The following is a 23,046-nucleotide window of genomic DNA, read 5'->3' on the forward strand; positions in this document are numbered from 1 at the left end:
AAAAACACAACCTTATCCTCAAAATTATCTCGTGGCTGCAAATAGTTGGCGGGAGATATACCCTGATTATCTTATAAAAAGATAGATGCCAGTTAAAAAAAGAATTGAACCAATTAAAGGGAATATATATTCAAATGGTTTGGCTTTTCTATCGTTAATAATGAATTTACGAATATCTGTGGAATCGTAGTATATCTCAACTTGTTGCTTTTGCTTGAATAGTTTAAAGCTATATCCAAAGTCACATTTTAACTGCCGCAATTTATTTTCATTGTCCTCGAATTCAATTATTGGATAATAAATTGGCACCCTACTTGGGTGGCTTCTTCTAATCTCATGGTCAACAACAACGCCGGTAGTTTTTATTCCGCTTTTTAAAAGATAGTTTTTTTGCTGTTTCTTTAGCGATCCAGCGGCAAAACAAATTATACTGATAAGAATAAGGAGCAAAGGCTGATAATGAGTATTCAAAAACTCTATCATATCCTAACCAACTGCTCGGTTTCTATCTTCTTTTGCAGTTCAAGTATAGCGCCTATCAGGGCTTCGGGGCGTGGGGGGCAGCCTTGTACGTAAACATCAACGGGTATAACACGGTCAACACCTTTTACTACGTGGTAGCCGTGTTGCCAGTAAGGGCCGCCACAGTTGGAGCATGAGCCCATTGAGATAACATATTTTGGGTCGGGCATTTGCTCGTACAGGCGTTTAATGCGCTCGGCCATTTTAAAGGTAACCGTACCCGCTATAATAATAACATCTGCCTGGCGTGCCGATGGGCGGGGAAATACACCAAACCTATCCAGATCGTACGTTGATGCCATAGAGCCCATCATCTCGATAGCGCAGCAGGCAATACCAAAACTCAGCGGCCATAAGGATGACATGCGTGCCCAATTGAGCAGATCGTTCATTTTGGTTACTACTAAACCACCACTTTCATTAGTTAGATCAGGCGTCATTTCCGGGCTTTTTAAAGTTTGGTTTAAACATAGGTTTGCGCACAGGCGCTTCGGCAGTGGCGGCTGGTGCCGCGGCCGGGGTTGGCGTGTTTGTAACGGTTTCGGCAATTGCAGGCTCGGTATTAAATGGCCTTACCTGGTAGGCACTTTGTTCTAAATTTATCTTTTCGTAAAGCGATGCCGGTATGTTCACACCGCTGCTTGGTATGGCAACTTTGGGTTTTATCCATTCCAGGTCGCCTTTGCGCCAAACATAAGCCAAACCCAATATCAGTATGCCTAAAAATATGAACATTTCGGCTAACGCGAACCATCCCCAGCGGTTATCGGCGGCTATCAGTTCATGGTTGCCAAATACCGTAGCCCAGGGAAAAACGAACACCATCTCTACATCAAACAGCAAAAATATAAGGGCTATAACGTAAAAACGGGAGTTAAATGGTAGCCATGCGCTGCCTGTTGGTTCTTCGCCGCACTCGTATGATGACAGCTTTAAATCGTTAGGGTTTTGCCTGGATAGCAGCTTATTCAAAAAAAAGGTCATCCCAACGGCTAAAAAACCAACAATTAAAAATATCAGTATCTTGCCAAATTCGGATATTTGCGAAACCTCGTGCATGACAGCAAATTTAATAAAACAAACAGATTTTGACGCTATAATAATTGGAGCGGGCGCCTGCGGACTAATGTGTGCCGTACAAGCCGGCTTTTTAGGCAAGCGTGTATTGATATTGGAGAAGAACGACCGCCCCGGCGCCAAGATACTCATCAGCGGTGGCGGCAGGTGTAATTATACCAACTTGTATGCCTCGGCGCAGCAGTTCATTTCGCAAAATCCGCACTTCTGCAAGTCGGCCTTCGCGCAGTGGACGGTGGACGATACTATCAGCTTTTTTGAAACCTATGGCATCAGCGGAAAAGAAAAAACGCTGGGCCAGCTATTCCCGGTAACCGATAAGGCCCGCGATGTGGTGAACGTATTTGCCAACCTATGCGCCGACCTGGAACAGCAGATATGGTATGATACCACCGTAAAAGCTATTGAACAAACCGATGAAGGTTTTGAAATAAGCTATGAGCGGTATAATCGCGAGCAAAAAATATCCGCGCCTAAAGTGGTAATGGCTTCGGGCGGGTTGCCGGTTGTTAAGCTGGGCGCTACGGATATTGGCTTGCGTACCGCCCGAAAGTTCGGCATGACGGTTATGGAAACAGCCCCGGCGCTGGTACCGTTAACCATTACGGGTAAAGATCAGCCCTGGTACGAAAAACTATCAGGCAACAGTATTTTTTGCCGGGTATGGAATGACAAGGCAAGCTTTGAGGAGAACATACTGTTTACCCACTGGGGGCTGAGCGGTCCGGCTATATTGCAAATATCATCGTACTGGCGGCCGGGCGAATTCATTTATATCGACCTGTTGCCCACTCAAAATGTAACCGAACTGATACAGCAGGAGCGGGTAGCCAATGGTAAAAAAACTCTGCTGGCCCTGCTCTCCGGCTTATTTACCCGCAAATTTGCTGATGCTTTGGCGGACAGGTTGCCGGTACAGAAAAATCTGGCATCGTTAAGTAAGGCTGATGTTGAGCTGATCGAGAGTCTGCTGCATAATTTCAAGGTAAAACCGGCCGGCGATAAGGGTTATGATAAGGCCGAGGTAATGCGCGGCGGTGTATCAACCGATGAGCTGTCATCCAAAACATTGGAAGCTAAAAAAGTGCCCGGCCTGTATTTTGGCGGCGAGTGTATTGATGTAACGGGGTGGATGGGTGGCTACAATTTTCAGTGGGCCTGGGCAAGCGGCTTTGTTATTGCGCATGCGCTGTAAGCCAAAATGGCAAAAATTTATAATTGGCCCGAATTTTATCATCTTTGCTAATTATTTAATATAACGTATATGTTGTTTGAACAAATGCGGCAAAAGCCGTTCTTTATATTAGGTCCCTGTGTTATGGAAAACCAGGAACTGCTGTACACCGTTGCCGAAAAGGTAGCCGAGGTAAGGCAAAAATTTAATGTGCCGGTAGTATTCAAATCATCGTTTGATAAAGCCAACCGCACATCCATCCACTCATACCGCGGGCCGGGTTTAGAGAAAGGCCTTGAAATGCTCAATAATGTAAAAGAGCGTTTCGGTTTGCCGATACTGACCGATATTCACGAAAGTTACCAGGCATCGGTAGTAGGCGAGGTGGTTGATGTATTGCAGATACCTGCCTTTTTATGCCGTCAAACAGATTTGCTGGTGGCAGCCGCGCAAACCGGTAAAATAGTGAATGTAAAAAAAGCACAGTTCCTGTCAGGGGCTGATATGTTCTATCCTGCTCAAAAAGTTATCGAAGCCGGTAATAACCAGGTGATATTAACCGAGCGTGGCAATATGTATGGCTACAATAACCTGGCTGTTGATTTCAGGAATATACATGATATGAAGACCTTTGGCCACCCCGTTTGTATGGATTGTACCCACTCGGTACAACGCCCGGGCGGTGCAGGCGGCAAAACCGGCGGCGACCGTACCTTTGTACCCATGATGGCCCTTGCCGCCAAAGCCTTTGGCGCCGACGGCTACTTTATGGAAGTACACCCCGACCCCGATAACGCCCTCAGCGACGGCCCCAACATGCTAAAACTCCAAGACCTGGAAAATGCAATAGCACCATTGGTTTAAAGAAAAGGTAAGTAATCCAAACACAAAAATTCTGTTAATCCCACAATTCTAAAAAATCTGGTTCAAGACAGTTTAATTCCGAAAATTCCGGTTCAAGATGAAAGACATCGCCAAAAGAGTATTTGATATTGAAATAGAATCGCTTACGCATGTAGCCGGTTTGCTTGATGATGCTTTTGACGATGCCATTACAACCATACTTGGTACCAGTGGCAAAACCATTGTTACCGGTATAGGTAAATCGGGACTTATCGGCAAAAAGATAGCGGCAACGCTGGCCAGCACCGGCACACCGAGCTTTTATATGCACCCGGCCGAGGCTTTTCATGGCGATTTGGGTATGATAAGCGAGCATGATGTGGTGATCCTGATCTCGTACTCCGGCGAGTCGGACGAGGTGCTGAAGCTTATCCCATTCCTTAAATGGCATAACAATATTATTATAGGTATTACGGGTAACCCGGCATCAACCATAGCAAAGAATAGCCATCACCACCTCAATGTTAAAATAACGAGGGAGGCTTGTCCGTTGGAGTTGGCGCCAACCTCATCAACCACGGCCATGCTGGTAATGGGCGATGCCCTGGCCATAGCGCTGATGGAAGCCCGTAACTTTAAGCATGAAGATTTTGCCCGCTTTCACCCCGGCGGCAGCCTGGGGCGCAAACTACTAACCAAGGTTAAGGATTTAATGCGTACCGATAACCTGCCTTATATTGATAAGGATGCTACGTTTACCGATCTGCTGCTGCGCATGTCGGCAGGGCGTTTGGGTATGGTAATGGTAGGCAGCGCTGATGGTATTGAAGGCATTGTAACCGATGGCGATCTGCGCCGCGCGCTGATAAAAAACAGCGATACCGGCACGCTTAAAATAACCGACATCATGACCACATCGCCCATCATTATCACCGGCGATGAACTGATAAACAATGCCGAGCTATTGATGATCGAAAAAAAGATCACCACCGTTTTGGTAGGCGATGCAGACCGCCGCGCCATTGAAGGCGTATATCAAATATACAACCAGTAAAACAAAATAAAGGCTACCCGTATTTATGGGTTAGTGAGTTTATTCAACCTGAATACTGTTATCGCAGTATAGTTTTTTTGTAAATGACAGATACCGTTACCCCTCCGTTCGTATTTTCTCCTCCGCAAAAGGTTCAGATAGCTATTATTGGTCTTGGTTACGTGGGCCTGCCGCTGGCGGTTGAGTTCGCAAAAAAGTATCAGGTTTGGGGTTTTGATATCAGCGCCGAGCGCATCAGCGAATTGCGTGAAGGGCATGACCGTACCCTGGAGATAGGGCAGGAGCAGCTTACATCGGTATTGAATAACAACGAAACCGGCTTGCAATTAACCTCTCAGCCGGATGATATCAGTAATTGCAACGTCTACATTGTATCAGTACCCACACCAACCGACAAACACAATCGCCCCGATCTGAGCCTGATAGAAAAGGCCAGCGCCACGGTAGCGTCGGTATTAAGCAAAGGCGATGTGGTTATTTACGAATCAACCGTTTACCCGGGCGTAACCGAAGAAGTATGCGTACCGATATTGGAGCATGTATCAGGCTTGAAATTTAATGAAGGCTTTTTCGCGGGATATTCTCCTGAGCGCATCAATCCCGGTGATAAGGTACATACGCTTACCAATATCCTTAAAATAACATCAGGCTCAACGATTGAGGTTGCCGATTTTATTGATGGTCTGTACCGCAGCATTATAACCGCAGGTACGCACAAGGCGCCAAGCATTAAGGTAGCCGAGGCCAGTAAGGTAATTGAGAATGCCCAGCGCGATATTAACATTGCCTTTGTTAACGAGCTATCAAAAATATTTAACCTTTTGGGTATTGATAGTAATGATGTGCTGGAGGCGGCGGGCACCAAATGGAATTTTTTAAAGTTTAAGCCCGGTTTGGTTGGCGGGCATTGTACCGGTGTCGACCCTTATTATCTGGCTCAAAAGGCGCAGGAGGTTGGTTATCACCCCGAAATAATATTGGCAGGCCGCAGGCTTAACGATGGTATGGGCACTTACGTAGCTCTGGAAGTAATTAAGCTGATGGTGAAGAATAGCATCCCCGTTAAAAATGCTGATGTACTGGTATTGGGCTTTACCTTTAAGGAGAACTGTCCCGATGTGCGCAACACCCGGGTGATAGATATTGTAAAGGTGCTGGATGAATTTGAAACCGCCTACGAGGTGTACGACCCATGGGCTGACCCTGCAGAAGTTGCCGCCGAATATGGTATAAAGACCATTGCCGATAAACAGCAGTTAAAGCAAAAGTATGATGCTGTAATTGTGGCTGTTGCCCACAACGAGTTTTTAACGCTGGATTATGCCGGCCTTAAAAAAGATGAAAACTCCGTTTTGTACGATCTGAAAGGGTTGCTTGACAGGGGCATCATCAGCGGGCGGTTATAAAGAATGAATATATCTTATTAGTTATTTAATAAGTGTTTATATTTAATGTTAATTTTATTTCACCAAGTGATTGTAAATCTCGTATATGAAGTATTAATTAAACATTGCGGCTTTAATGATAAGGTTAATTTATTCGTTTTTACTGGCATGGGAATTTAATTTTGTTAAATTTGTTCGCACCGAAGCTAAAAAATCATAATATTAATCTTGATATTTTAAGAACTTAATAATTTTAGCTGTCTAACTAACAGTTATCACGTTTATGGTCCACAGATATACTACGTTTATAAAAGCGATCAACCTAACTATTGATTATATCATCCTGAATCTGAGTATGGTTATCGCGTACTTAATTGAGGATAAGTCATATATCTCATGGATAAGTAATAAGAATTACCTGCCAATTGTATTGGTTTTTAACCTTATATGGCTGCTCTCGGCCAATATAACCGGTTTGTATGAGCAGGTGCTGAACAAGGATTCTATCCGCACTTACCGTGGCCTGATCAAAACGTACTTCCTGTTTGTGAGCTTTATTTGCTTCACCATTATTATACTGATAGGTACCAAGGCTTACTTTATTACCCGCGAGTATTTGTTTTATTCGCTGGCCTTATTTGGCTTTCTGCTGGGTTTCTGGAAATTGATATTCCTGGGTATACGCCGTAGCGACAGGGCTTTACTGTTAGATTCGCGAAGCGCCATCATTATAGGGGCGGGGCGTATTGGTACCGACCTTTCAAACTTTTTTAATAATAACCCGAGCCGTGGCTATACGGTTGTAGGTTTCTTTGACGATAACCCGAATAAGCTGCGCAATGAGGCTTTGTACCTGGGCAGCACCAGCGATAGTATAAATTACGCCATAAATAACCGTGTCGACGAGATATTTTGTACCCTGCCCAGCACCGAAGCTAAAAAGATAGAGATGCTGATGCTGGAGGCTGATAAAAACCTGATTCGCTTTAAGTTTATTCCTGATTATTATGATTACGGTATCAAACCTACGCTGATACAAAGCTTTGGCCACATACCGGTAATATCCATCAGGCCCGAGCCGCTGGAGAACATCCTGAACCGCGCCATCAAACGTATTTTTGATATCAGTTTTTCGCTGTTCATTATCCTGTTCGTGTTTAGCTGGCTGTTCCCTATACTGGCTATCATTATCAAAATGCAATCAAAAGGACCTGTATTTTTTGTGCAGGCACGTTCGGGTAGGGATAATAAATCATTCAACTGCTACAAATTCCGTAGCATGAAGGTGAATAACGATTCGGATAACAAGCAAGCCACTAAAAATGATGACCGTGTTACCAAGATCGGTAAATTTATGCGTAAAACCAGTTTGGATGAGTTGCCACAATTTTTTAACGTGCTGATAGGTAATATGTCGGTAGTGGGGCCACGCCCGCACATGCTGAAGCATACCGAGGAGTATTCGGCATTGATAGACCGCTTTATGGTGCGTCACTTCCTGAAACCGGGCATTACCGGCTGGGCACAGGTGCGTGGTCTGCGTGGCGAAACCAAAACCACCGAGGATATGATGGCCCGTGTTGAGGCCGATGTGTGGTATTTGGAGAACTGGTCGTTCCTGCTGGATTTGAAGATCATCTTCCTGACATTCTGGAATGCTGTACGTGGTGAGGAGAATGCGTACTAAGCCCAACTAAAAAATAATAGCAAGAGGATTAGCTACTTAGCCAAAAAGTTAAAATTCTATTTTAATAATAACTAAATAAAGCTATCTTTGCAGCCTGTAAAAATCCTAATGCGGAAGTGGCGTAATTGGTAGCCGCACCAGACTTAGGATCTGGCGCCGCGAGGCGTGGGGGTTCGAGTCCCTTCTTCCGCACAGAAATGAGAAAACCTCTTTGAAGAAATTTAAAGAGGTTTTTTGTTTACATCAGTCTTTAGCTCCTTCTCATAACTTGTATTTTTGGCATTGTATCACAAGGCTGTTTTTAGTTTTAGCTATACTTTATATAGATAACCAAGCCTGTTAATTACATATAACATTGAAAAAAAATATAACCCTCACCGCATTACTATCCCTCATACTCATTACAACCCTATCATTCAACGCCAAGGCACAGGTGCTCAGGCAGCGGTCGGCTAAGTTGATGGGTGGGCGGTTTATTATAACATTGGTGGCTAATGATTCACTTACCGCCGAGCGTAACATTGATACGGTGATCACCGAGATAGACCGTATCGAGCGCTTGATATCTGACTGGAAAGCCGACTCGCAAATATCTGCCGTTAACCAAAATGCCGGTATCGCCCCGGTAAAGGTCGACCGCGAAGTGTTTGAACTAACACAGCGTGCCATTCGCCTCTCACGCGAAACGGATGGTGCTTTTGATATCAGCTTTGCCGCTATGGAGCGTATATGGAAGTTTGATGGCAGCATGACGGCCATGCCCAGGCCCGAAGCCGTAAAACGCTCGGTTGCGCGTGTGGGTTATAAAAATATTGAGTTGGATAGTGCCAACTGCACCATCTACCTCAAGCTAAAAGGCATGAAGATAGGCTTTGGTGCCCTGGGCGAAGGCTACGCCGCCGACCGTTGTCGCGAGATGATGCTGGCCCGAGGTATAAAAGCGGGCATTGTAAACGCTACCGGCGACATGTCTACCTGGGGCAAACAACCCAACGGCAACGATTGGACGATAGGCATCACCAACCCATTGCATGAGGATACCGTATTTGCCGTATTGCCCCTAAAGTATGGCGCGGTGGTTACATCGGGTAGCTATCAAAAATTTGTGGTGTTCAATGGCAAGCGTTATACCCATATCATCAACCCAAAAACAGGCTACCCGGCATCGGGCTTGTGCAGTGTTACCATATTTGGGCCGAGCGCCGAGCGTGCCAATGGTTTCAGCACATCTATGATGGTTTTGGGCGAGCAGGCAGCGCTAAAGTTCATCAGTCGTTACCCTGAATATCGGTATGTAATTATAACCGACAAAGGCCGGGTACATTCCTCGCCCGATCTGGGGCTTAAAACGAAGAAACTATAGATAAGAAATATATAGTAAAAGGTCTTTCGGTAAAGATCACCCTAACCCCTTTATAAAATCCTGCAAGCGTTCGCCCTCATCAAGATTTAGTTTTTTGCGTAAGCGGTATCGGGCAATGCGCAGGCTGTCCTGCGATATGCCGAGCATGGTGGCAATATCGGCCGAGCCTAAGTTCATCTTGAGCAGGGCGAGCAGGCGCATGTCGGCAGCGTTTAACCCGGCAGGGTGCTGTTTTAGCCGGTCGAAAAAGTTTTCGTGTACCTGCTCAAATACCACACGAAAGTCCTCCCAGTTTTTGTCGTGACTGCTGCTGATCTGTATCATATTCATCAGCTTTTTTAACTCACGGCGCTGGTCGCGTTTATCATCCTTCACCATGGTGTTCAACTTCTCTTTAAGTTCGTCAAGCAACTGGTTTTTTTGTATGATGTTGAGGGTATGGGTGGTAAGTTCCTTGGTTTTAAGTTCGAGGGCGCTTTTAAAACTTTGCTGACTTTGCTCGTTCAGCCGCTGCTCGTTTTTTATTTTGAGCCTTTGTCTGCTGATCACACTGGCGGCAAGCAGGGCAACCAGGCACATGATCACCGTAGCGCCAATGGCTATAATGCGGTTGGTAGTTTTTTCGCTTTCAAAACGATCAATGGCATTGTCCTTTTGTTCTATCTCGAATAAGGTTTGCAGTATGGCCAGTTGTTTTTCGTTTTCCTCGGTATATATTTTCAGGAAGATGGTACGCCCGGCCTCGCTGTAAAAGTAAGCGCTATCGTTACGGTTAAGCAGGTTATAGGCTTTCGACAGATCGCGGTAGGCGCTGCCCAGCTGGTATTGATCGTTATACTTTTCAGCCAGCCTGGCCGCCTTAAAAGTGTAGGGTAATGATTGCCTGTACTTGCCCGATTTACGGTAAACATCGCCCAGGTTATTGATCACCTCTATCTGCGCCAGCATATTGTTGTTCTGGCTGTTGATTTGCTCGGCCAGCCTGAAATATTTTAGCGCCGAATCCAGCTGCAACTTATCCTCGTGCAAGCTGCCCAGGTTTTCGTATATCTTGGCAATCTCGTTATTGTTGCCTGCCAGCTTATACTCGCGCAGGGCCAATTGCTGATAGTTTACCGCTTTGGCGTAGGCGTTGGTTTTTTCAAAGGTTTGGCCAATGGCTCCATAGGCTTCGGCAACACCATTACGGTTATTCATCGCCCTGTATAGCTTAAGCGATTCCATAAAAACCTTGGTAGCTGCTGTATATTGGCGGGCATGGTAATAGGTTTGGCCAATGTTGTTCAGGTTGTCGGCCAGCTTTAAGCGGTCGTTAAAAGTGCGGAATATCTTATCAGCCTTGTAATAATTATCCAAAGCTTGCGAGTAGCCGGTTTGATAATAAAAAAGCTCGCCTATTTGCTGGTAACACTGTGCCGCGCTAAGCTGATCGTTTTTTGACAGGGCCGTGGTAAGTTTCTTTTTTATAGCCACAAATGCAACCTGTGGATCGCGTATGGCTGATGCCGCTTTTTTTTCGGGAGCATCATCGTTCAGGTTTTGTGCACGGGCGTTCCCCAAACAAACACTCAACAATATGATGCACAGCAGTAAAGCCTTGATTTTGCTGTTGCCTGAATTGATGATGTGCCTGATATACATTGCTCCCTAAAGCGGATTTTGCCTAAAGGTACTTCAGCTGTATTAAGCCAATGTTAACTCAATGTATTTGTGCCCGTAACATTATTGTTTATGTGTTGGGTTTTATTTGAAGGTGCTTTGCGCCTTTTTGATAACCTTTTCCAGATCAATGCCTTTGCCTAACACACCCTTAAACAGATCGCCGGTTTCCTTAAGCCTGTTGGCGGCGTTATTGATATGGAAATCGCTCATTTTTAAGCCGGGTTTAACCTCATCCCAGGTGAGGGGCATTGATACCGTTGCACCGGGCTTTGGTCTTAACGAGTAGGGGCAGGCTATGGTAGCCCCTGGGCGGTTCTGCAAAAAATCCAGATACATTTTACCCTTGCGTTTGCTCACCATGCGTTCAAGGCTGGTATATTTAGGTATTTGTTCATGCACCAGTTGTACCACCATTTTGGCAAACATTTGCGATTGATCATAGTCATACTTAGCATTCAGCGGAATATAAATGTGCATGCCCGTTGAGCCTGATGTTTTAGGGTATGATGGTACGCCGATGGCATCCAAAACTTTATGCACTTCCTGCGCGGCTTCTACCACTTGGTCAAAAGTGTTTTTGTCGGGGTCGAGGTCGATCACGCAGTAATCTGGATTGTCAGGCGATTTTACTCGACTAAACCACGGGTTCATCTCAATACATCCCAATGAGGCCATCCACATCAAATAGGATTCATCCGACCCGACAAGATATTCCTTCTTCTCGCCCTCGCCATTAGTGTAGGGGAAGGTTTTGGTAACCCAATCAGGCGCTTTGCCTTTTACATCCTTTTGATAAAAACTTTTGCCGTGTATGCCATTCGGGAAACGGTTAAGCGACATGGGCCTGTCAACCAGATAAGGAAGAATATACTCCGCAACCTGGTAGTAATAATTGAACATATCGCGCTTGGTAAAGCCATCCTCGGGCCAGTAAACCTTGCTCAGGTGGGTAAACTTTAAATCGTGACCGCAAATTTTGCGCACCTGCGTTTCATCCTTTGGGTTGAGCAACGTTTTGCGGGTTTTATCGGCAGGTGGTTTTATGGCTTTGTGCGATGCTTTTTTAGGTTTATCATCGGCCTTATCAACCGCATCCGGTGTTTCCTGCGGTGTTTCCAATATCACATCCTTGGCCTTTTTATCAACCCGCATACCTTTAAATGATGCCTGCCGAAAAACGCCCTCGCCGGTTACTTCGGCAAAGTTGATCTCGCAAATCAATTCGGGCTTTAACCAGGTTGGTTTTGCACCCACCCGCTGCGGGCGAAAGCGTGACGGCTTATCAACATCAGGCTCCACCTCAAACGGTACCTTATCAGTTATCAAAGGCTTAAACTGCTGCATCATTTCCTTTTGCAGCTTGTCCGAAAAGCCTGTGCCCACCTTGCCTGCGTAGCGCAGCTTTTTACCCTCATAAACCGCTAATATCAGCGCGCTGAATGCCTTGGTGGTACCCGTGTTTTTGGTGAAGCCCGCTATCACCACTTCCTGCCGGCGTTGAACCTTTATCTTGAGCCATTCCTTTGAGCGCAGATCAGAAGTATACACACTGTCGGCTTTCTTGGCAATGATCCCTTCCAGACCGATCTTTCCGGCGGCTTCAAAAAACTCCACCCCGTTTGCCGCGAAGGATTTGCTTTGCCGTATGCGATCATCATCAGCCGGTATTACCGATTGCAGTATGGCCAACCGCTCTTTCAATGGCAGCCCGGTAAGATCATGCCCATCATACCAAAGTATATCAAAAACATAGTATACCAGGTTTCCATCGGCCTCGCTGCGCCAGTTTTGCAGCGCGCCAAAATCTGATATTCCCTTATCGTTCAGCACCACTATCTCGCCATCTATTACGGCGTTTATCTTCCAGTCCTTTAGTAAGTTATTTATAGGGTAATACTTATCAAAGGGAATGTTGTTGCGCGATATCAGTTCGGCGCTCCTGGTATTAATTACCGCTATGGCACGGTAGCCATCCCATTTTACCTCATATAGCCAGTCGGGGTCGTCAAAGGGTTCATCAACCAGGGTGGCCTTCATGGGTTTTACCTTTACCGGCGATTTACGTTTGGGTGCCGATTTTAAAAGCTTAGCAACATCAAGATCCGGTTTTTCGCTCTCCTGCGTTTGCTTTTCCAGCTTATCATCAGCCATTGGGCTGGCTTTCTTTTTTGGAGTTTTCTTCTTTGCCGATGCTTTTTCAGGCTGATCTATATCTTCCTCGTGCCCGTTTTGCCAAACCTTTTCGCTGGTTTTTTCCATTGCCGCGATGGTTTTGCCTGATAGTACCGATTTATCCTGCTTGGTAATATCCTTTTTAGATGCGTGATCGTCCTTATGTTTAATAAGCAGCCAGCCATTTTCGCCCATGCCATGCGTTTTTACCAGGGCGAACTCGCCGTTCAGTTTTTCGCCATGTAGCTTGATCTTTAACGATCCCTCTTTTAATTGCTTCAGCAAATGCTTCTCTTGCGCTTTCTTACCTTTTATCTCCTCAATAGGTTCATAGGTGCCCTCATCCCAAACAATAACGGTACCGCCGCCGTATTCGCCCTTGGGTATAATGCCCTCAAAATTGCGGTAATCAAAAGGGTGGTCTTCCACCATCATGGCCAGGCGTTTGTTTTGCGGATCAGTTGAGGGGCCTTTGGGTACCGCCCAGCTTTTGAGCACACCATCCATCTCCAGCCTGAAATCATAATGCAGGCGGGTGGCATCATGCTTTTGGATAACAAACATCAGGTGGTTCCTATCCTTACTTCTGCCGGCTTTTGGCTCGGCTGTCTTTTTAAAATCGCGTTTTTTGGCGTACTCTTTAAGGCTCATGGCTTTTACCCTTAATTGATTTATTTTCTGAACAATTAAATAAGCCATTGGGTTTGCGACGCCTTGATTTGATGATCCTGATGCTATCGGCAATAATCTACTTGTTAAAACTAACCTAACAAACCGTTAACGCAAACTTAATGGCTTGTTTTTTATTTTTATACCATTGATTTTCAGTTTGTTATTTTGTTTTGTTAACGCTTGTACACGCTTTGTTTACGCCCCTAAAAACAGTGTATACGTTTTGTAACGCCGCTAATATTACAATTGCATTTTGGGTAGATAATCTTTGCTGCATCAAATCACAATGATCAAGTTTATGGAATTTAAAAAACTACTCTTTTTAATGCTTTTAATATGCGGCAGCAGTGTGGCCATGGCCCAGCGCGGTATTATTAAAGGTAAAATTAGCGGGCAGGCCAGCGAGCCGCTTGCCGGTGCAACCTTACTGGTTAACGGCACCACCAGCAGCACCGCTGCCGACCTGAACGGCGAGTACCAGTTTTACGTTAACGCGGGCAACCTCGCGGTTACCGTACGCTATTTGGGTTATAAAGATACCGTGGTAAACGTTACCGTAGCTGCCGGGCAGTTACAGGTACTTAACGTTGTTATGCAAAGCCGCCAGGCCACCTTGCAGGATGTTGTAGTTACCGGCTACACCGAAGGCCAGGCCAAAGCGCTTAACCAGCAAAAAAATGCCGACAATATCAAAAACATTATCGCGGCAGACCAGATTGGCAAATTCCCCGACCCGAACGCAGCCGAGGCACTGCAACGTGTACCGGGTGTAAATATTGAGCGCGATCAGGGTGAGGGGCGTTACGTATCTGTACGTGGTTTGGCGCCGCAGTTCACCAACACCAGCATCAACGGCGAGCAAATTCCTTCGCCCGAGGCTGATGTGCGTTACGTAGCACTTGACGCGATCCCGTCAGATCAATTGGCATCTATCGAGGTAACCAAAGCCCTTACGCCCGATATGGATGGCGACGCTATCGGCGGTTCAATTAACCTCATTACACGTACCGCTCAAACCAAAACCCCGGCTATATCGGGCGTTGTGGGCGGCGGTTACAACAGCCTGATGAATAAAGGCAACGTACAGGGTCAGTTACAATACGGCCAGCGTTTTGGTAAAAATGAAAAACTGGGCATGTTGTTCAATGGTAACTATTACCAAAACAACCTTGGATCAGACGGTATTGAGCGCGCCATTAATGATAATGAACTGGAACTGCGCGATTACGAACTTACCCGTACCCGTTTAGGCTTAAGCTCATCGCTTGATTATCGTTTCAACAATCATCACGAAGTTTATTTCCGCACCATCTACTCTCGCTTTACCGACCGCGAATGGCGTCGTCGTTACGTGTTCAAACCTAATGATGAGGAGATAGAAAAATTGACTAAAGACAGGTTTGAGGCACAATCGGTATTATCATTAAACGCCGGTGCAAAACATACCTTCAAAAACTTTTTGCTGGATTACGAGGCACAGTATAGCCTTGCCGAGCAAAAAACACCGTTTGATAACGAGGCTGCATTTATTGCCGGTATGCCAAGCACTCTGAACTATACAGATACCCGTTACCCAACCATCAGTACTGATCAGGATTATACCAACAATTCGCTTTACGGGTTTGATGAGTTGGGCATGGGCAACACCATTGCCAAGGATAAAAACCTGACCGCTAAGGTTAACGTTGGCATTCCGTACAAAATAAACAACAGCTCGGGCTTAATAAAATTTGGTGCTAAGGTGCGCTCAAAAGATAAAAGCTATAGTATTGTACAAAACACCTTCGAGAACCTGGGCGGTGTACCTGATTTGAACGAGTTTGAAGGTCGCCCGGTTAAAGATCAGTTCATGTCTGGTCGTTACGCTATGGGTAACCCGCTGGATGTTTCGAGCGTGATACGTTATTTCAATGCCAACCCATCGCAGTTTGAACTGCAAATTGCCGATAAGGCTGCCGATGAGGCGCTGGAATCATACAAAGCATCCGAGGATGTATTTGCTACCTATTTGATGGGTCGCCAGCAGATCAATAAACTGATGGTTTTAGGTGGTGTACGTTACGAGCGTACCAAGGCTGGTTATGATTCAAAGGATGTAATTATCGCGGCTAATGGCGATCTGGAAGCTATAAGGCCGGTAACCGGCACCAGCGTGTACGATTTTGTATTGCCGCAATTACACCTTAAATACGAGCTGGATAAATTCAGCAACCTGCGTGCTGCTGTAACTTACTCTTATGCCCGCCCTAACTTTTCGGAGATCATTCCATCGCAGGAGGTTAACCGTGAAGACCGTGTGGCTACCATTGGTAATGCGGACTTGAAACCGGTTAAGGCCATCAACTACGATCTGATGGGTGAGCATTACTTTGGTTCGGTAGGTATTGTATCGGCAGGGTTGTTCTACAAAAAACTGGATGACTTTATTTATCGCCGTACCATATTCAATTCGCCATACCCAACAACCGGTACGCCTATCATCGAGCGTATTGACATCACCCAATCACAAAACGGTAACGATGCCGATGTGCTGGGTGCTGAGATCGCCTTTCAACGCAGGTTATCGTTCATCCCTTTCCTGCGCGATTTTAGCTTGTATATGAACTATACTTACACGCATTCAAAGGCCCGCATCCAAAGTCGTGAGGCTAATGAGGATAACGCCAATGCCGAGGAGGAGATCAGGCTGCCGGGGCAGGCTAACCACGTAGGTAACGCGTCGCTGGCTTATGAGGGCAAAAAGTTCTCGGCCAGGTTGTCGCTTAACTTCAATGGCAGTTACTTGTCTGAGCTGGGCGGTACATCAAGCGAGGATATCTTCATCAAAAACCGCATGCAGCTTGATGCTACGGCAGGTTATGCCATTACCAGCAGGTTTCGCTTGTTTGTTGAGGCGCTTAACCTAACTAACCAGCCATTGCAAGCTTACCAAGGTACATCTGATCAGTATATACAACGCGAGTTTTACAGGTACTGGATGCGTTTCGGCCTTAAGTTCAACTTATAATACAGCTAACATTTTCAATAAATTATATAGTAATGAAAATATTAAGATATTTCATATTGCCGGCATTTTTGGTAGCCCTGAGTGCCTGCGATAAACGTAACGATAACGTGGTGGAGCCTAATGTGGGCGATGCTTTTCCGCAGATTATCAATTTTGCTGATGAGGGCGATGGTGGTTTAGAGGATGAGGACAAATTCAGCTTTAAGCTGGCCCTTATTGACCGGGTTGACCCAACCGGCGAAAACCTGGGCGGCAAAGTAATACCCCTTACCCAAGGTGTGCGTGTAAATTTTGAGGTGACCGATTTTGAAGGCTTCAGCCAGTTATCGCAATACATAAAGGGCGCAAAGGCTTTTTACGAGATTGATGATTGCACTACATCCGAAGATCAGGATATCGACCTTAATTTAACTTTTGATGCCAGCACAGGCAAGGGCAGTGTTGATTTCCCGGCCGGGGTTGAGGAGATAGAGGTTGAGTTTGAAACCGACGATCAGCTATTTGATGATGACGTACTAAACACTACCGACCGTAAAATTGAAATACAACTTACCGGTATTGAGGGCGAGAACAAAAAGGTGGTGGTAAATACGGCCAACAAGTTTGAGTATATTGTATTGGATGATGAAGCCGTACACGGCGAGTACGAGTTGGATGTTAACGATGCGGCACAATTCGGCAGATTTGTGGCCTTATTTGGATTGATAAATGAGGATGTAAAAGACCTGAAAGCCGAAGATGTTGAGGAGATAACCATTGAGTTTGCTTACGATGAATTTAAGGCCGTGGTTAAATTAAAGGAAACCGAACAGGTTGATGAATGCGGCGAGGTAGAAACCGTGAACAAGGAGATTGAGATTGAGGGTGGTATTAAAGAACTGGACACCCAGGCACTGGCAGGCGCTGTTGAATTTGCCGATGACATTGAGCAGGAAGATGGCTCGGAAGCGGAGTTTAAATACAGCGGCGAGTTTACCATCACCGGCAAAACACTTGCCCTAACCCTTAAAGGCGAGTACAACGACGAAGAAACCGAGGAGATCACCCTGACATTAAGCAAATAATACATGAACAGATATATAAACAGCATATTTTTAATTAGCGGCATCGCTTTAGCATCATGCGGCAATAACGGAACCAAACAAACTGCACAAACCGATACTACGGCAGCAGATACAGTAATAAAACCACTATACGTAACCGAAAAGGTAATGTGTGATACCGATGACCCGGCGATATGGATAAACCCGGCTGACGCGTCGCAATCGCTTATAGTTGGTACGGATAAGGATGAGGTAGGCGCGCTATATGTGTTCGATCTGAAAGGAAAGATCATTAAGGATAAAATAGTAAAAGGCCTTAAACGCCCTAACAATGTGGATATAGCCTATGGCCTGATGCTGAACGGTAAGCCTACAGATATTGCCGTGGTTACTGAACGCATGAGCCACAAGCTGCGCATATTCTCGTTGCCGGATATGAAACCGGTGGACAATGGCGGCATCCCTGTTTTTGAGGGAGAGGATGAGGCAGCAGGCTTTCGCGATTTGATGGGCATTGCTATGTACACCAATGCTAAAAAGGAGATATATGCCGTAGTTGGCCGTAAAACCGGCCCTACAACGGGTGGTTACCTGTGGCAGTACCTGTTAACTGATGATGGTAGCGGCCATATTAAAGCTACACTGAAACGTAAGTTTGGTAAGTACAGTGGTAAAAAAGAGATAGAATCAATAGCGGTTGATAATGAGATGGGTTATGTTTACTACTCCGACGAGCAATTTGGCGTGCGTAAATACTATGCCGAGCCGGGTAAAGGCGATCAGGAGCTTAACCTGTTCGCTAAGGAGGGCTTTAAGGAAGATCACGAAGGCATCAGCATATACAAAACCGGCGATACTACAGGATATATCCTGGTGTCCGATCAATCGGCCGGCCAGTTCAAGGTGTTTGATCGCGCGGGGAATAACGCCTTTATCAAAAGTTTGCATGTATCAACCAGCAACAGCGATGGGTCTGACGTGGTATCAATACCATTGAACGCTGATTTTAAGCACGGCTTGTTCGTTGGTATGAGCGATGATAAAACTTTTCAGCTTTACCGTTGGGAGGATCTGGCGGGTAAGGATCTGAAAGTAAATAACTAAGCATCAGTTTAACTGAAACAAAAAAGCCATGGTTGCATAAATGCGGCCATGGCTTTAATTTTTTTACAAGTTTTTCTCGATCAGGGTGCCTGAAAAACCGGGGGTAACTGCGATAGTTTGAACAGTATTAGTGCCAGTGCGCAAAAGCAGCCTAAGCCCAGATAGATCTGGTAGCTTTTACGGGCGCTGATGATCTCCGTCACCTTGCCTGAGCCAATTTTCGCGTTAAAACTTTTGTAATGCCTAAAGGCAAGTACCAGCATCGTGGCCGGTATTAAAAAAGCAAAGTAAAACATCGTCACAAATCTTTAATGGGTAATCAACACCGGTACATACGCAACTAATATGCCATCGGATTATGAAATTGTTAAGTCAGTGTGTTTAATGTTAATTGCTTTATCTGTAAAGTGCTTATAATCTGTAACGATATAATTGCTTCACAGGTTAAAATTTATTTAAATAGTTATTTTTGCAACGCTATTACCCCTAATGCAAGCTAAAGATACGATGAGGATGGTTTTTTTCTGGTTCGCGAGCATTGTCACGTTGTTGACGATTGCTGGTGACGGGTATGCCGCCGATGCGCCAAAATCAGTAGCTGATTATGAAAAGCTGGTAATTTATTACCGTTTCTCCATTCCCGATTCGGGGATTTTTTACGCCAATAAGGGGCTGCAATTGAGTAGGCAATTGCACGATAAAAAAGGCGAGGCCGTAATGCTTAACCATCTGGGTATCATTGATGAAAACCAGGGGCGCTTCTCGGCGGCGAGGCAAAAATATCTCAAAGCCATTAAGGTTTACGAGCAGCTTGATAACCAGATAGGTATAGCCGACGAAACCATCAGGCTTGGTGTTACCGAAATGCGGCAGGGTAACTTTAACAAAGCCACGGAGTATTTCTTTAAATCGTTACGCATAAACGAGCAGGAGAAGAACTCGCGCGGCATCATGGAATCAAACATCACCCTGGCCGAAGCTTACATGGGCCTGTCGGAATATGATGTGGCATCAAGCTACCTGAAAACTGCTGAAAAAATATCGCGCAAGCTGCCGTTATCAGGCTTAACATTATACATATACAACAACTTTGGAGTTATATATACCGAAACAGGCAACATTAAAAAAGCCATAGCCTATTACGAAAAAGGTATAGCCCTGAGTAACGAGCCGCAATATGCCGGTATAAATGTTACTTTACTTAACGGCCTGGGTATGGCCTACGCACGCTCGGGCGATACGGAGAAAGCGGCATCCATACAGCTAACCTCGCTCGAAAGGGCCCGGCGAATAAAGAACTACCTGCGCGAGCTGCAAACACTGAATGGCCTTGCCGATACTTACCGTAACAAAGACCCTGAACGCGCGCTGCAATATTTAAAGGATGCCGTTGCCCTCGCTTATCAAAAGCATGCCAGCAAGGTTGCCATTGAAACTTTGAAACGTATGACTGCCCTTTACGAACAGCAGGGCAGATACAAGGAAGCCTTACAAACCAACAAGCGCGAACGCGCGCTTAGCGACAGTGTGTTTAACCTGGCTCGTGCTACCGAAATTGGTAACCTGCAAGCCAATTATGATCTGCAACATTCACAAGCCAATGTGGCTAAGCTTAAATATCAAAACAGTGAGCAACGCATCCAGAAAAGAATAATCATGTTCATCACCATTGCTGTGCTAAGCGTTTTGGTTATTGTAGTGATATTTTATGCCCGCATACGCAAGTATAACCATCAGCTACAACAACTTAATGCCGATTTGCGTGCCAGTAACGAGAGTAAGGATAAGCTATTTTCTGTTTTGGGGCATGATCTGCGGGCGCCTTTGGCTACAGTAAAAAACTTTTTATCGCTATTGGAGGATGATGACCTTACCCCGGCCGAGCGCAACCAGGTAGTTACCGAGCTACAGCAAAATTGCAATGCCTCGTTGGATGTGTTGAACAAGTTGCTGCGCTGGGGGCAGTTACAGCTAAAGGGCAGCCAGGTTAATCCGGTAGATTTTAAACCGGCCGACATAGTGGAACAAAACGTACAGCTGTTTAAAAATGCCGCTTCTGAAAAGCATATTATTGTAAGCACCCGTGTTAATGAAGATGTTATAATTAACGGCGATGTTGATCACTTTGATTTTGTGATGCGTAACCTGTTATCAAATGCTATAAAGTTCACCTCAACCGGCGGATATGTGATGATAGGCAGTATTGCCGATGAGTTTACGGGCAGGTACAACTTCTATGTAAAGGATAATGGGGTAGGGATGCCGCAGCAGCAGGTTGAACAGGTATTTAAACGCATTAATACCAGTCAGCGTGGCACGCATGGCGAAAAGGGCACCGGCTTAGGCTTAATGCTATCGTACGAGTTTGTGCAGGCCAATCATGGTACCATAGAGGTTAACAGCGAACCGGGCAAGGGCACAACCTTCTCGTTCTTCTTCGGTATGCCGATGGCTTAGAATTAATTTTTATATAAAATTTGCTAAATCGGTTTTATAATTTTAGGTTTGTTATAACCAATTATAAACCAGTTATGAAAATAAACCTTATTGCCGGCGCCGCTGCTTTAGCTGTTGTTGCGGTAGTTGGCTGTGCATCAAAACAGCTTGTTCCGCCTAACAAAGTAGAGCCTGTAACGGTATCGGGCAAGGCCACACTGTCGATAGGGCCGCCAAGCGCTTACGGTTGCTTTGCTATTATCAACGTAGCATCGGGCAAGGTGTTAGAGATTAAGGGCGATGATAACCTCATGACGGCTCAACCTAACCCCAAAAACATACAGCAATACACCGGGCTCGATTTTGGTACCGGTACATCGCAAAATCAAAAATGGTATTTAGTACAGCAAGGCACAGGCACAATAACCGGTTCAACTCCGTTTAAAATACTGAACGTGGCCAACGGCCTCTACCTCGAAGCGCCTGATGGCAACGCAGGTACACAATTGTTTACCGATCATGGCAACGCTTTCCCGGCGCAAATATGGTATCTGCATAAAGTGGGCGCTACCAATAATTACTACATACAAAACTCTAACGGCTTCGTGCTCACCAACAACGGTAGTTCAACAGCCAACGGCGCGGCCATTACCCAGGCAGCGTTAGTGAATAACAACAGCCAGTACTGGAACTTTAACAGCCTTACGGCCGAAGCTTATCGTGATGATCAGGTAAATCAATTCTTTAGTCGCACAAGTGGCTCCATAGCGTTTGATCAGGGGAGTAGCATACCGCTTAGCTACGGCGCTAACAATGGTAAGGTATTGTGGGTAGGCGAAGATACCTATACCTCAAACATCGGTACGTGGGACCCGGTTACCAAAACCTTTCCTTGTTACGGCGGTAATCAATTACAGCTTTTTGATGTTCGTAACTCGGCACTGCTGCAACCATCATCCACTAATTGGGACCCATCGCAAACATCAAACATAACCACACATAATTCGGCCTATAAATATGAGATACTGGCCAGCCCAAACCCTAATGATCATGGCGGTACATACACCTGGCCAGGGGTAGGGGTTGAGATAGATAACCACGTATACATGTACGCCCACGAGGGAGGCGGCACATTCAACTCAACGGTTATTTACGATTTTACCGAAAATACCGGCGGCCTTGACTGGGGAACGGCTGTGCGCCATACGGTTAACGGCCTGTCAAACCAAACGGATATTGATTACCCTTTAGGTTTTGTAAAACCCGGCGATGGCTATGTGTACGCCTACGGCAACCTGTCCGACGCGTTTGGCGGCAAGTATCTGTACGTGGCACGTTTTGCTACAGGCACGCCGTTTACCTGGCAGTTTTGGGATGGTACTAACTGGGCGGCAACACCGTCAACCGCGTCGACAGCGCAATTGGGTTTAGATGGTAACACTACCAAATCATTACGTACAAGCAGTAGCGTGGCCTATTTAAATGGTAAATACGTATTGGTTGAGATGGATTTTGGCTATGGTTGCCCCGGCAGCAGCGATCCGCATAATATTTATGTTTCAACAGCAACAAGCCCGACCGGCCCCTTTACGTCCCGTAAAAAAATGTATGCCATTCAGGATAAAATAAATGGCGTGCTGGCTAATCATTACGTTATCAACGCGCACCCGGTGTTTAACAATGGCCGTAACGAATTGCTGATAACCTATTGCTTGAATTTTACAGGCTGCACAGGCGTATCGCCATGCACCAATAACCGTACTGATCCGTATTACTATCAGCTAAAAGCGGTGCGTATACCGTACTCAACAGCAGGTATTTAAATTTATGTAGCCACGGCGAATA

At 45.6% G+C, this 23,046-nt stretch carries 17 protein-coding genes and 1 tRNA gene; 12 read left to right on the forward strand and 6 right to left on the reverse strand.

Translation table 11 applies throughout. The features are described from left to right. Positions 1–66: 66 nt before the first annotated feature. From IM792_RS15130 to IM792_RS15140, 3 genes are read right to left on the reverse strand one after another with little or no spacing between them, the layout of a single operon-like run. On the reverse strand, positions 67–483 hold the full coding sequence (locus tag IM792_RS15130; RefSeq protein ID WP_194102737.1) for a DUF3592 domain-containing protein: 417 nt from the start codon (positions 481–483) through the stop codon (positions 67–69). Beyond that, entirely contained in the window at positions 480–962 is a 483-nt protein-coding gene (locus IM792_RS15135) for an NADH-quinone oxidoreductase subunit B (protein ID WP_194102738.1), read from the reverse strand. Before IM792_RS15135 ends, IM792_RS15130 begins: the two co-directional genes overlap by 4 nt. Continuing rightward, positions 952–1,581 (reverse strand): NADH-quinone oxidoreductase subunit A, encoded by a 630-nt coding sequence (locus IM792_RS15140; protein ID WP_194102739.1) that lies wholly within the window; start codon positions 1,579–1,581, stop codon positions 952–954. The genes IM792_RS15135 and IM792_RS15140 overlap by 11 nt, the downstream gene beginning before the upstream one ends. Between IM792_RS15140 and IM792_RS15145 the strand changes: the two genes are divergently transcribed. The 7 genes from IM792_RS15145 to IM792_RS15175 all read left to right on the forward strand — a co-directional run bounded on the left by IM792_RS15145 (position 1,580) and on the right by IM792_RS15175 (position 9,105). Continuing rightward, positions 1,580–2,794: an NAD(P)/FAD-dependent oxidoreductase gene (locus IM792_RS15145; RefSeq protein WP_194102740.1), complete on the forward strand. Its 1,215-nt coding sequence runs from the start codon at positions 1,580–1,582 to the stop codon at positions 2,792–2,794. The two genes, IM792_RS15140 and IM792_RS15145, sit on opposite strands and share 2 nt — an antisense overlap. A gap of 84 nt (positions 2,795–2,878) precedes the next feature. Beyond that, positions 2,879–3,637, forward strand: coding sequence for a 3-deoxy-8-phosphooctulonate synthase (gene kdsA / locus IM792_RS15150; RefSeq protein WP_347343819.1), 759 nt, complete (start codon positions 2,879–2,881; stop codon positions 3,635–3,637). Between the two features lie 97 nt (positions 3,638–3,734). Continuing rightward, positions 3,735–4,670: a KpsF/GutQ family sugar-phosphate isomerase gene (locus IM792_RS15155; protein ID WP_194102742.1), complete on the forward strand. Its 936-nt coding sequence runs from the start codon at positions 3,735–3,737 to the stop codon at positions 4,668–4,670. Positions 4,671–4,753: 83 nt separating this feature from the next. Continuing rightward, positions 4,754–6,076 (forward strand): nucleotide sugar dehydrogenase, encoded by a 1,323-nt coding sequence (locus IM792_RS15160; RefSeq protein WP_194102743.1) that lies wholly within the window; start codon positions 4,754–4,756, stop codon positions 6,074–6,076. A gap of 262 nt (positions 6,077–6,338) precedes the next feature. After that, a complete protein-coding gene (locus tag IM792_RS15165) occupies positions 6,339–7,742 on the forward strand; it encodes an undecaprenyl-phosphate glucose phosphotransferase (protein WP_194102744.1) in 1,404 nt (467 codons plus the stop codon). Positions 7,743–7,852: 110 nt separating this feature from the next. Continuing rightward, a tRNA-Leu gene (locus IM792_RS15170) sits at positions 7,853–7,934 on the forward strand. Positions 7,935–8,097: 163 nt separating this feature from the next. Further along, a complete protein-coding gene (locus IM792_RS15175) occupies positions 8,098–9,105 on the forward strand; it encodes an FAD:protein FMN transferase (RefSeq protein WP_228085145.1) in 1,008 nt (335 codons plus the stop codon). Between the two features lie 36 nt (positions 9,106–9,141). Here the strand turns inward: IM792_RS15175 and IM792_RS15180 are convergent, their stop codons facing one another. Further along, complete coding sequence (locus IM792_RS15180) at positions 9,142–10,746, reverse strand: tetratricopeptide repeat protein (protein ID WP_194102745.1); 1,605 nt, start codon at positions 10,744–10,746, stop codon at positions 9,142–9,144. A 102-nt stretch (positions 10,747–10,848) separates the two neighbouring features. After that, positions 10,849–13,590, reverse strand: a complete 2,742-nt coding sequence (ligD, locus tag IM792_RS15185) for a DNA ligase D (protein ID WP_194102746.1) — start codon at positions 13,588–13,590, stop codon at positions 10,849–10,851. A gap of 307 nt (positions 13,591–13,897) precedes the next feature. Between ligD and IM792_RS15190 the strand changes: the two genes are divergently transcribed. The 3 genes from IM792_RS15190 to IM792_RS15200 are packed head-to-tail and all read left to right on the forward strand — an operon-like array spanning position 13,898 to position 18,765. Beyond that, positions 13,898–16,618: a TonB-dependent receptor gene (locus IM792_RS15190; protein ID WP_194102747.1), complete on the forward strand. Its 2,721-nt coding sequence runs from the start codon at positions 13,898–13,900 to the stop codon at positions 16,616–16,618. A gap of 32 nt (positions 16,619–16,650) precedes the next feature. Then, the gene (locus tag IM792_RS15195; RefSeq protein ID WP_194102748.1) at positions 16,651–17,682 is read left to right on the forward strand and encodes a hypothetical protein; all 1,032 of its coding nucleotides are present in this window, start codon (positions 16,651–16,653) and stop codon (positions 17,680–17,682) included. Positions 17,683–17,685: 3 nt separating this feature from the next. Further along, positions 17,686–18,765, forward strand: coding sequence for a phytase (locus IM792_RS15200; protein WP_194102749.1), 1,080 nt, complete (start codon positions 17,686–17,688; stop codon positions 18,763–18,765). An 80-nt stretch (positions 18,766–18,845) separates the two neighbouring features. On the opposite strand, the gene IM792_RS15205 is transcribed toward IM792_RS15200, so the two are convergent. Continuing rightward, positions 18,846–19,061, reverse strand: coding sequence for a hypothetical protein (locus tag IM792_RS15205; protein ID WP_194102750.1), 216 nt, complete (start codon positions 19,059–19,061; stop codon positions 18,846–18,848). Positions 19,062–19,272: 211 nt separating this feature from the next. On the opposite strand from IM792_RS15205, the gene IM792_RS15210 reads away from it, so the two are divergent. Beyond that, a complete protein-coding gene (locus IM792_RS15210) occupies positions 19,273–21,222 on the forward strand; it encodes a tetratricopeptide repeat protein (RefSeq protein WP_194102751.1) in 1,950 nt (649 codons plus the stop codon). A 74-nt stretch (positions 21,223–21,296) separates the two neighbouring features. Beyond that, on the forward strand, positions 21,297–23,024 hold the full coding sequence (locus tag IM792_RS15215) for an RICIN domain-containing protein (protein ID WP_194102752.1): 1,728 nt from the start codon (positions 21,297–21,299) through the stop codon (positions 23,022–23,024). The last annotated feature ends 22 nt before the right edge of the window (positions 23,025–23,046 follow it).

Origin of the sequence: Mucilaginibacter sp. JRF (assembly GCF_015223065.1) — a bacterium.
Classification (GTDB): domain Bacteria; phylum Bacteroidota; class Bacteroidia; order Sphingobacteriales; family Sphingobacteriaceae; genus Mucilaginibacter.

What these genes read in the sequence shown, in the direction of transcription:
- IM792_RS15140 (WP_194102739.1), bottom strand. Translation starts at nt 1,581, where the DNA reads ATGCACGAGGTTTCGCAAATATCCGAATTTGGCAAGATACTGATATTT.
- IM792_RS15145 (WP_194102740.1), top strand. Translation starts at nt 1,580, where the DNA reads ATGACAGCAAATTTAATAAAACAAACAGATTTTGACGCTATAATAATT.
- IM792_RS15160 (WP_194102743.1), top strand. Translation starts at nt 4,754, where the DNA reads ATGACAGATACCGTTACCCCTCCGTTCGTATTTTCTCCTCCGCAAAAG.
- IM792_RS15130 (WP_194102737.1), bottom strand. Translation starts at nt 483, where the DNA reads ATGATAGAGTTTTTGAATACTCATTATCAGCCTTTGCTCCTTATTCTT.
- kdsA (WP_347343819.1), top strand. Translation starts at nt 2,879, where the DNA reads ATGCGGCAAAAGCCGTTCTTTATATTAGGTCCCTGTGTTATGGAAAAC.
- IM792_RS15200 (WP_194102749.1), top strand. Translation starts at nt 17,686, where the DNA reads ATGAACAGATATATAAACAGCATATTTTTAATTAGCGGCATCGCTTTA.
- IM792_RS15210 (WP_194102751.1), top strand. Translation starts at nt 19,273, where the DNA reads ATGAGGATGGTTTTTTTCTGGTTCGCGAGCATTGTCACGTTGTTGACG.
- IM792_RS15155 (WP_194102742.1), top strand. Translation starts at nt 3,735, where the DNA reads ATGAAAGACATCGCCAAAAGAGTATTTGATATTGAAATAGAATCGCTT.
- IM792_RS15205 (WP_194102750.1), bottom strand. Translation starts at nt 19,061, where the DNA reads ATGTTTTACTTTGCTTTTTTAATACCGGCCACGATGCTGGTACTTGCC.
- IM792_RS15215 (WP_194102752.1), top strand. Translation starts at nt 21,297, where the DNA reads ATGAAAATAAACCTTATTGCCGGCGCCGCTGCTTTAGCTGTTGTTGCG.
- IM792_RS15195 (WP_194102748.1), top strand. Translation starts at nt 16,651, where the DNA reads ATGAAAATATTAAGATATTTCATATTGCCGGCATTTTTGGTAGCCCTG.
- IM792_RS15135 (WP_194102738.1), bottom strand. Translation starts at nt 962, where the DNA reads ATGACGCCTGATCTAACTAATGAAAGTGGTGGTTTAGTAGTAACCAAA.
- IM792_RS15180 (WP_194102745.1), bottom strand. Translation starts at nt 10,746, where the DNA reads ATGTATATCAGGCACATCATCAATTCAGGCAACAGCAAAATCAAGGCT.
- IM792_RS15190 (WP_194102747.1), top strand. Translation starts at nt 13,898, where the DNA reads ATGATCAAGTTTATGGAATTTAAAAAACTACTCTTTTTAATGCTTTTA.
- ligD (WP_194102746.1), bottom strand. Translation starts at nt 13,590, where the DNA reads ATGAGCCTTAAAGAGTACGCCAAAAAACGCGATTTTAAAAAGACAGCC.
- IM792_RS15165 (WP_194102744.1), top strand. Translation starts at nt 6,339, where the DNA reads ATGGTCCACAGATATACTACGTTTATAAAAGCGATCAACCTAACTATT.